The sequence below is a fragment of the Rhabdaerophilum sp. genome (assembly GCF_046092605.1).
Classification (GTDB): Bacteria; Pseudomonadota; Alphaproteobacteria; order Rhizobiales; family Beijerinckiaceae; genus Rhabdaerophilum.
This window is the reverse complement of sequence record NZ_JBJTDY010000145.1, coordinates 1-9,008: the sequence shown is the minus strand read 5'-3', so window position 1 is coordinate 9,008 and position 9,008 is coordinate 1. Positions and strand designations below refer to the sequence as shown.

Sequence of the window (9,008 nt, the reverse complement as noted above, 5' to 3'; positions counted from 1 at the left end):
CTGATTGAGGCAAGGACCATGATTCAACAGGGATTGGTGACGACGCCCTTCGGGCGGCGAATGCTCTCGCTTGGCCTGATCGCCACGCAGCAGCAGGCGAGGGCGGTCGAACCCGAGAAGACCGTCCACAAATGGAAAATCTTCCAGGCCATCACGGAGGCGAAGGACAAGCTCGGCCTGCCGGATCGTGCGATTGCCGTGCTTTCCGCGCTGCTCTCGTTCCACCAGGAGACGATGCTGGTCGCGGGCGAGACGCCGATCGTTTTCCCTTCGAACGAGAAGCTCTGTTCCCGCGCCCATGGCATCGCGCCAGCGACACTGCGGCGGCATCTTGCGGCGCTCGTGGAAGCCGGCATCGTCATCCGCCGCGACAGCCCCAACGGCAAGCGCTACGCCCGCCGGGGCATGGATGGCGAGGTGAGCCTCGCCTTCGGCTTCGAGCTGACACCGCTCATCGCCCGCGCCGAGGAATTCGAGGCGCTCGCGGCTGAGGTTCAGGCGGAACGCCGTGCATTGCGACTTGCCCGCGAACGCATCACGCTCGCGCGCCGGGACATCACCAAGATGATCCTGCTCGGCATGGAGGAGGCGCTTCCGGGCGACTGGCAGGGCCTGCACGGCCAATATCTGGCGCTTGTGGGGCGTCTCAAGCGCTCGGCCAGCCTCGCCGATCTCGAGGCGATTGCGACCGATCTCGAAGGCTTTTCCGCCGGGATCCTGAAGCATCTGGAACTCTTCACAGATTCAAAAAATTCAAGCGCCAATGAGTCCCATTCCGAGCGCCACAAACAGAATTCAAAACCAGACCTCTACGAATCTGAACCTGCTTTCAAGAAAGGCAGGAGCGACGAGCGCGAGGCTGATCCTGAGAACCTTGGCTCTGCTCAAACCGGGCAGGGAAGGGAAGGGGAGGCAGGCGTAATCGAGACATCCCGCGCGAGCCTCGGCACGCCGCTGCCGATGGTGCTGGAGGCCTGCCCGGATATCCGCGATTACATCCCCCGCCGGGAAGGGCAGGGGGCTTTACCGCCAAGCTGGTCCGAGTTCCTGAAGGCCGCGGAGCTGGTGCGCGCCATGCTCGGGATTTCGCCGGATGCCTGGCGCGATGCGGTGGAAACCATGGGGCAGGCCGATGCCTCGATTGTTGTCGCGGCGATCCTGCAGAAGGGCGACGAGGTGCGCTTCCCCGGCGGATATTTGCGCGCGCTCACCGAGAAGAAGCGCGAGGGACAATTCTCCGTCGGGCCCATCCTCATGGCGCTGATCGGCACCAAGTTGAAGGCGATGAAGGGCGGGAAGGCGATACGGCTATGATAGTTTTGGGGCCGAATGCGGAATGACCGATTCCTCACGCATGACGCAAAGAATCTGCCGCTCGCAGATTTCACCAAACGTCTGTGTGCCAGGTCGTCAGTTCTGCCCGGCAACCCAGCCCATGGATGACGGAACCGGATTGACGCAGGGTTTGCGGGCGATGCCGTGATGTAGGGGTTTTGTGGATAGGCTCCCAGAACGCGCTGCTCAACGAGCTCCAGACCGGCGGCAGTAATCATGGTCCGCAAGTCTGCAATCGTCAGGCGGTGCGCCGGCGGGAACAGCCCGACTATGCCTATGGCATGAAACAGAAAGCGCAGCATGCGGCTCAGATCCCCGAAGCACCATGTCTTGCAGATCAGAAGGCCGCCGGGCTTCAGATGATCGTGAATGTCAGCAAGCAAGCGCGCCGGATCATCCACAAGATGCAACACATTGAAGGCACAGATCGCGTCAAACGGGCCGGATAAAAAGCTCGCCTCGGCATCGGCGACGCGGAACTCAAGGTTGCCTGGTGCCGGCTTCGCCCTGGCGATCCGGATCATCTCGGCGGAGAAGTTAGTCGCGATAAATTGTGCCACGGATGGTGCGAGCCGCGAGGCTGAATTAGCAATCAGGGAGCGAAGCTGCCGAAGAAATCCAGGGCAATTCGATTGATGACGGCGGCAACCAGCATACGCGGGCGATCGGAAAAAACGGGAAGGATGAGTTTGCTCCAGCGCCGAAGATAAAACGACGAATTTTCTGCTAAAGATCCTAAAAAAGATAATTCTTTGATTTGCGCGGTCATTTATTGACCAAGATCAGAATGAATTTCTAAAATCTCTCTTTAACGACGGGGTGCTTGCATGATCAAGCTGGATCGCATCGATCAAAAGATCCTGACCTTGATTCAGGAGCGCGCGGATATCTCGCTCGCCGAACTATCGGAGAATGTCGCTCTTTCCCAGACCCCTTGCTGGAAGCGTATCCAGAAGCTCGAAGCAGCGGGCGTGATTGTGGGTCGCGTCGCGATCCTCGCTCCCGAAAAGATCGGGCTGGGCATCACGGTTTTCGTGTCGATCGAGACAGCCGATCATTCCTCGGCATGGCTGAAGCGTTTTGCGCAGGCCATTTCGAACATGCCGGAGGTGATGGAATTCTACCGCATGGCTGGCGATATCGATTACATGCTGCGCGTGGTGGTGGAGGACATGGCGGCCTATGACGCCTTCTACAAGCGGCTCATCGACCAATTCGCGTTAAAGAACGTCTCCTCGCGCTTTGCGATGGAGCGCATCAAGTCCACCACGGCCTATCGCATTCCTGCCTCGGTCATCACCTGAGCTGAACAGTTTCAGGCTGCATCGCGCAGGGTTTCGGCCATCACCAGCCGGCCTGTTACCTGCCCGATCATCACAAGAACCGGCCCGTCATCGGGCCAGGCCTCGAGCGCAGCGGGGAGCGAGGCGAGGGAAGCGCCGAGTTCGCGCTGGTCGGGCCGCGTGGCATTCATCACCGCAAGCGCCGGCATTGACATGGGCAAACCCGCCTCGAAGGCCCGCGCACAGAATGCGCGAAGCGTCCGGCGCGGCATGTAGAGCACGGTCGTCACGGTCTCATCCGCGATGGCGCTCCAGCAGATATCTTGCGGGAGTTCCCCATCCTGCCCATGGCCAGTGAGGAATTGCAGCCGGCGGGCCGCGCGTCGTTCCGTGAGTGAGAAGCCGAGTGACGCCGCAGCCCCCTGTGCCGCCGTGATGCCCGGCACGATGGTGACAGGAATATCGGCCAAGGCGCAGGCCTCGATTTCCTCGGTGGCGCGCCCGAAAATGCCGGGATCACCGCTCTTTAGCCGCACGACATGCCGTCCTTCGCGTGCGAGCGACACCATCAGCGCCGAAATTTCATCCTGCCGGCAGGATGGGCCATGGCCCTTCTTGCCCACGCGAATGCGCTGCGCCTCGCGGCGTGCAAGTTCCAGCACCTGAGGCGAGACGAGATCATCATAGAGGATCACATCGGCCGATTGCAGGAGACGCACGGCCTTGAAAGTCAGCAATTCCGGGTCGCCTGGCCCGGCCCCCACAAGGCTCACGCGGCCACGCGGTTCCTCGCCCGCGATCGTTCCGAGCGCGCCAAGCAGGGCCGCCCGGTCCTGCGCATCGGGCTTTCGCTCAGGCGAAGCGAGCGCCATGGCGGTGAAGCGCTCCCAGACCATGCGACGGGCGGCGAAGCCCAGTTCGCGCGCCTGCACGAAGGGACGCCAGTCGCGTGCGGCTTCCGCCCAGGCCTTGAGGCCTGAAGGCAGCAGCGCCTCGATCTTCTGGCGGATCGTCTGCCCGAACACGGGTGCCGCGCCATCGGTGGAAATGCCGATGACCAGCGGAGAACGATTGACGATGGCCCCGAATTGAAAGGCGCAGAAATCCGGCTTGTCGATCACGTTGAAGGCGGCACCCGCCGCCCGCGCGGCTATCACGAAGGCTTCCGCCTCTGTCGCCTCTTCGAGATCGGCAATGGCAAGAGCCGCGCCCGCGAGATCCGCCGGCTGCCAGCCCCGCGCATGAAGCGTGATGGAGCCCGCCGGTGGATCCGCCGCCAATGCAGCGAAGGCCTCGGGGAATTCTTCTGCAAACACATGAAGATGCGCGCCGGCCGCCGCGAGAAGCTCCGCCTTCCAGAGTGCGCCATCCGTCGCGCCAGCGAGCACGACGCGCTGACCGGCGAGCTTAAAGAAGACCGGGAGCGTCGCCAGCGGCTCGATGCGACGCGGCCGCGCGAGGGTCGGTTCGCGCCTCGTCATTGCCGGGCCTCGGCAATGACAGGCGCCGCCATGCCGAGCTGCGCCGAAGGCGGGTAAAAGGCCCAAAGGAGAGCGAGCGCCACGAGCGCCACCCGAAAAAGCAGATCCAGCCGACGCGCGCGCGGGTCCGGTGTCATATGCCGCCCCCGTCAAGCGAGAGCCCGGCCTCACGCCGCTCCTGGATTTTCCGCCAGAGCGCATCATGCAGGGCACGCGCGATTGGCCGCAGCGTGAGATCCGCAAGGCCCGCAAGTGCTGCAATGCTCCCCTGCCCCGAGAGCGCGAAGACGATCCCCGCGACACCCAACGCCGAAGCAACGCGCCAGGTGATGAGGTTCAGCCGGGCCTGCCTTTTGGCGGACCCCTCCGGCCCCAGCACGCGGGCGATGGCAAGGTCAATCTCGGTCGCGTCCTTCAGGTCGGGCGCGGCATCGTGCAGAACGAAACCAAAGGCGCTCGTTTCATTGGTGAGGCGGTCGACGAGGATGAACCCACCGAGTTCGCGGGATTGTGCGTAATCGGTCAGCACCAGCGGCTTGTCGCAAGCGAGGCGCACACGCCCGATGGCATTGAGTGCGAGGCTCTCTGCCGGCTCGCCGTCAAAACTCTCGATGTTCGTACGCTCGTGGATCGCCAAAACCGTTGCACCGGCCATTGCGGTGCCAAGCTTCACGAGGAACTGCGCGCCGTGCTCGATCGTTTTCTCACCCGTGAGGATCACGCGTGCCTCGACTTCTTGCCGGGTGCGCGGTCGCGAAGAGGCACGCACGGCCAGCGGCGCAGCGATGACATCGCCGCGAGACAGGTCGATCTCGTCGGCCAGCACAAGCGTGACAGCCTGCCCGGCGAAAGCCGTTTCGAGATCGCCATCCGCTGTTACAATCCGCGCAATGCGGCTCTCGCGGCGCGAGGGCAAAGCCTCGATCGCATCGCCCACGCTCACGCGGCCGCTCGCGATGGTGCCGGAAAAGCCGCGAAAATCGAGGTTCGGGCGGTTCACCCATTGCACGGGCAAAGCGAAAGCGGGATTTTCATCCCGGCGCGGCTCGACATCCAGCGTTTCGAGCAGCGGCAGCAGGGGCGTGCCAGTGAACCACGGCATATTCTCGGAAGGCACCGAGAGGTTGTCGCCCTCGCGCGCCGAAACCGGCAGGCAGGTGATGCGCTCGAAGCCGAGTGCTGCGGCCAGCGCGCGATATTCCGTTTCAATCGCTCGGAAAACCGCCTCGTCATAGCCCACGAGGTCCATCTTGTTGATGGCGACGATCACCTGCCGCACGCCCATCGTCGAGACGATGAAGGAGTGCCGGCGCGTCTGTGGCAGCAGGCCTTTCCGCGCATCGACGAGCAGGATCGCGACATCCGCCGTGGAGGCGCCGGTCGCCATGTTCCGGGTATATTGCTCGTGGCCCGGCGTATCCGCGACGATGAAATGCCGCTTTGGTGTCTGGAAATAGCGATAGGCGACATCGATCGTGATGCCCTGCTCGCGCTCGGCGGCGAGGCCATCGACGAGAAGCGCGAAATCAAGCGCCTTGCCGTTGGTGCCGAATCTCTGGCTGTCACGATCCAGCGCCTCGAGGTGATCCTCGAATACCGCGCCGCATTCATAGAGAATCCGACCGATCAGCGTGGATTTCCCGTCATCCACCGATCCACAGGTGATGAAGCGCAGAACCGAGCGCGCCGGCGCGGGCTCGGCCAGCGGTACGAGAGTTTCGACGAGCTTGAGCGCGGCAGAGGCCATCAGAAATACCCCTCCTGTTTCTTCGCCTCCATCGAGGCGGCACCGTCATGGTCGATCAGGCGACCTTGCCGCTCGGAGGCACGCGAAGCGTTCATTTCGGCGATGATGCCTTCGAGCGTATCGGCTTCGCTCTCGATCGCCCCGGTCAGCGGGTAGCAACCGAGGGTGCGGAAGCGGACTTTCCGCATCTCCGGCACCTCGCCGGGCAGCAGCGGCAGGCGATCGTCATCGCGCATGATCAGCGTGCCGCCGCGCCGGACAACCGCGCGCTCTTTCGCGAAATAGAGCGGCACAACGGGGATATTCTCGAGCGCGATGTAGGCCCACACATCGGCCTCGGTCCAATTCGAGAGCGGGAAGACCCGGAAGCTTTCGCCCTGCTTTTTGCGTGTGTTGAAGAGGTTCCACGGCTCGGGACGCTGGTTCTTCGGGTCCCAGCGATGGCCGGGCGAGCGCAGAGAGAAAACCCGTTCCTTCGCGCGGGATTTCTCCTCATCGCGGCGTGCGCCGCCGAAAGCGGCATCGAAACCGTGGAGATCGAGCGCCTGCTTCAGCGCAACAGTCTTCATCACATCGGTATGCACCTGAGAGCCCGAGGCGATGGGGTTGATGCCGGCCTTGAGGCCTTCCTGATTGGTGTGCACGAGGAGGTCGACGCCGAGGCGCCTCGCGGTTTCATCGCGAAATGAGATCATCTCGCGGAATTTCCACGTCGTATCCACGTGCAGCAGCGGGAATGGCAGCTTGCCGGGATAGAACGCCTTCAGCGCAAGATGGAGCAATACGGCGGAATCCTTGCCGATCGAATAGAGCAAGACCGGCTTCTCCGCCGTCGCCGCCACCTCGCGGAGGATGAAGATCGCTTCCGCCTCAAGGCGCTGCAAATGGGTCATCCCAAAAAGGCTCATCGTGGTCATGCGAAGGCTTCCCTGAAGGGTTGCGGGTGCACGAACTTGCCATCTGGCCCGACATGCAGGCCGCATTCCTTCTTTGCCTCATCTTCCCACCACCAGCGGCCGGCGCGCTCGGGTTCACCGGGCTGAATAGCCCGCGTGCAGGGTGCGCAGCCGATGGAGAGGACGCCGCGTTCATGCAGAGGGTTGATCGGCACATCGTGGGCCTTCGCGAAGGCCAGTGCGTCCTCGCGGCTGAAATCCAGCAGCGGATTGAACTTCACGAGGCCGTATTGCGCGTTTTCTTCCGCGAAGGGCGTGTCGCCGCGCGCGGGGCTCTGATCGGCGCGAAGCCCGGTGATCCAGCCCGCTGCGCCCTTCAGCGCACGACCGAGGGGCTCGACCTTACGGATATGGCAGCAGGCCTTGCGTGCATCGAGTGACCCATAGAACCCGTTGATGCCGCTCTCGGCGATGTAATCTTCCACCGCCTCGTGGCGCGGCGCATAGGCGAAGACCTTGATGCCATAGCGCGCCTCGGTTTCCGCCCAGAGCATATGCGTTTCCGGGAAAAGCCGGCCCGTATCGAGCGTCGCGAAGGCGATCTCTGCGCCACTTTCCACGACGAGATGCGTCAAAACCTGATCCTCGAGACCGAAGCTCGTGGTGAAGACGATCTCGCCGGAAAGCGCCGCCCGGATTGCGCGGATGCGCTCGACAGGGGCAAGGCCCGGAAGCTCACGCGCCAGAGCGAAGGTCACGCGAGCCTCCCCCGCGCAGCACGGCGCTGTTCCAGAATGCTCTTGCCGCCCGTCTGATGGCTGGTCTGGTAGGTCGCGCGGAAGGCCCGCGCCGCCGCAAGCCAGATCGCGGCCGGCTGGCGGCTCGCAACGTGAGGCGGAAGTTCCACCTCATCGAAACCGCATGCCAGCGCATAAGCGAACTGATCCGCGATCAGTGGGCCCACCGCGCGCAAGGAACCGCGATAGCCGGCATTGCGCAGCGATTTTGCGATCGAAAAACCGCGCCCATCCGAGAAGCTTGGAAAGGTGATCGCGATCAGTGCGAGCCGGTCGAAATGCGGCTCCAGCTCCGGCAAGCGCACCGTATTGGTAATCTCCACGCCGACCGGCTGGTTGCCAGCCTTGGCGAGCGCGCTTGCGAGTTCGGAAAAAGGAATGAGGCGCTGTGTGGCACTTGCCTCGCGCGACCAGATATCCGGCTTTGCTCCGTTCCGATCGAGCAGGGATGATTCAAGCTGCGACATGAGCCGCCTCCCCCGCGAAAGCGGCCTTGAACGGGGCGAGGCCCAGACGGCGCACGGCATCGATGAAGGTTTCGCCGCCCTCGCGCTGCGCGAGATAGACGCCCACGAGCCGCTCGATCGCGTCCGGCACCTCCTCGGCGGAAATCCCCGGCCCGATGATCTCGCCGATCGCCGCATTCTCGGTGGCATCCCCGCCGAGGGTGATCTGGTAGCTCTCGGCGCCGCGCTTCTCGAGGCCGAGAATGCCGATATGGCCCACATGGTGATGCCCGCAGGCATTGATGCAGCCAGAGATCTTCACGCTGAGCGGACCAATGTTCCGCTGTCGGTCGAGGTCGGCGAAGCGTTTCGCCACGCTTTGCGCGATGGGGATGGAGCGCGCGGTCGCGAGCGCGCAGTAATCGAGGCCGGGGCAGGAGATGATGTCGGTGATGAGCCCGACATTGGCTTCCGCAAGGCCCGCCGCGCCCAGCTTCTGCCAGAGCGTGAAGAGATCGGCCTGCTTCACATGAGGCAGGACAAGGTTCTGCGCATGCGTGACGCGGATTTCACCGAACGAATAGGCATCCGCGAGATCGGCCACCGCGCGCATCTGGTCGGAGGTGGCATCGCCCGGCGCGTCGCCAACGCCCTTCAGCGAGATGGTCACCGCCGCATAACCCGACTGGCGGTGCGGGAAGGTGTTGATCTCCGCCCAGGCCGCGAAAGCGGGGTTCGCCGCCTTGATCGCTTCGCAAGCCTTGCTCACAGCAGGCAGTTTTTCATAGGCCGGCGGCGCGAAATAGGCGGCGATGCGCGCCACTTCCTCCGGGTCCGCATTGATGGTCGGCCCGTCGAGCTTCACGAATTCCGCTTCCACGCGCGCCCGGAATTCCTCGATTCCGATCTCGTGGACGAGGATCTTCACGCGCGGTGGGCCCACCGCGCGCAAGGAACCGCGATAGCCGGCATTGCGCAGCGATGTTGCGATCGAAAAACCGCGCCCATCCGAGAAGCGTGGAA

The 9,008-nt window shown here is 63.4% G+C and carries 9 protein-coding genes and 1 pseudogene; 2 read left to right on the top strand and 8 right to left on the bottom strand.

Annotated features, from left to right (window positions below):
• The coding region (gene repC, locus ACKODO_RS11095; RefSeq protein ID WP_408983495.1) for a plasmid replication protein RepC at positions 1–1,314 on the top strand (1,314 nt) is incomplete at its 5' end.
• A 263-nt stretch (positions 1,315–1,577) separates the two neighbouring features.
• Here repC and ACKODO_RS11090 read toward each other — a convergent pair.
• Positions 1,578–1,859: pseudogene (locus ACKODO_RS11090) on the bottom strand (class I SAM-dependent methyltransferase); the annotation flags it as partial.
• Between the two features lie 68 nt (positions 1,860–1,927).
• Positions 1,928–2,104: a hypothetical protein gene (locus ACKODO_RS11085; RefSeq protein ID WP_408983494.1), complete on the bottom strand. Its 177-nt coding sequence runs from the start codon at positions 2,102–2,104 to the stop codon at positions 1,928–1,930.
• A 58-nt stretch (positions 2,105–2,162) separates the two neighbouring features.
• Between ACKODO_RS11085 and ACKODO_RS11080 the strand changes: the two genes are divergently transcribed.
• A complete protein-coding gene (locus ACKODO_RS11080; protein ID WP_408983493.1) occupies positions 2,163–2,639 on the top strand; it encodes an Lrp/AsnC family transcriptional regulator in 477 nt (158 codons plus the stop codon).
• Between the two features lie 11 nt (positions 2,640–2,650).
• Here ACKODO_RS11080 and cysG read toward each other — a convergent pair whose 3' ends face one another.
• The 6 genes from cysG to ACKODO_RS11050 form a co-directional block, all read right to left on the bottom strand.
• Positions 2,651–4,099 (bottom strand): siroheme synthase CysG, encoded by a 1,449-nt coding sequence (gene cysG, locus ACKODO_RS11075; protein WP_408983492.1) that lies wholly within the window; start codon positions 4,097–4,099, stop codon positions 2,651–2,653.
• A gap of 133 nt (positions 4,100–4,232) precedes the next feature.
• A complete protein-coding gene (locus ACKODO_RS11070) occupies positions 4,233–5,846 on the bottom strand; it encodes a sulfate adenylyltransferase subunit 1 (protein ID WP_408983491.1) in 1,614 nt (537 codons plus the stop codon).
• Positions 5,846–6,763, bottom strand: coding sequence for a sulfate adenylyltransferase subunit CysD (cysD, locus tag ACKODO_RS11065; RefSeq protein WP_408983490.1), 918 nt, complete (start codon positions 6,761–6,763; stop codon positions 5,846–5,848). Before cysD ends, ACKODO_RS11070 begins: the two co-directional genes overlap by 1 nt.
• Positions 6,760–7,500 carry a phosphoadenylyl-sulfate reductase gene (locus ACKODO_RS11060; protein WP_408983489.1) on the bottom strand — a complete coding sequence of 247 codons (741 nt, stop codon included), beginning with the start codon at positions 7,498–7,500 and terminating at the stop codon, positions 6,760–6,762. The genes cysD and ACKODO_RS11060 overlap by 4 nt, the downstream gene beginning before the upstream one ends.
• Positions 7,497–8,006: a DUF934 domain-containing protein gene (locus ACKODO_RS11055; protein WP_408983488.1), complete on the bottom strand. Its 510-nt coding sequence runs from the start codon at positions 8,004–8,006 to the stop codon at positions 7,497–7,499. The genes ACKODO_RS11060 and ACKODO_RS11055 overlap by 4 nt, the downstream gene beginning before the upstream one ends.
• Positions 7,993–9,008: DUF934 domain-containing protein (locus tag ACKODO_RS11050; protein ID WP_408983487.1), on the bottom strand; the 1,016-nt coding region annotated here is incomplete at its 5' end. The genes ACKODO_RS11050 and ACKODO_RS11055, both read right to left, overlap by 14 nt.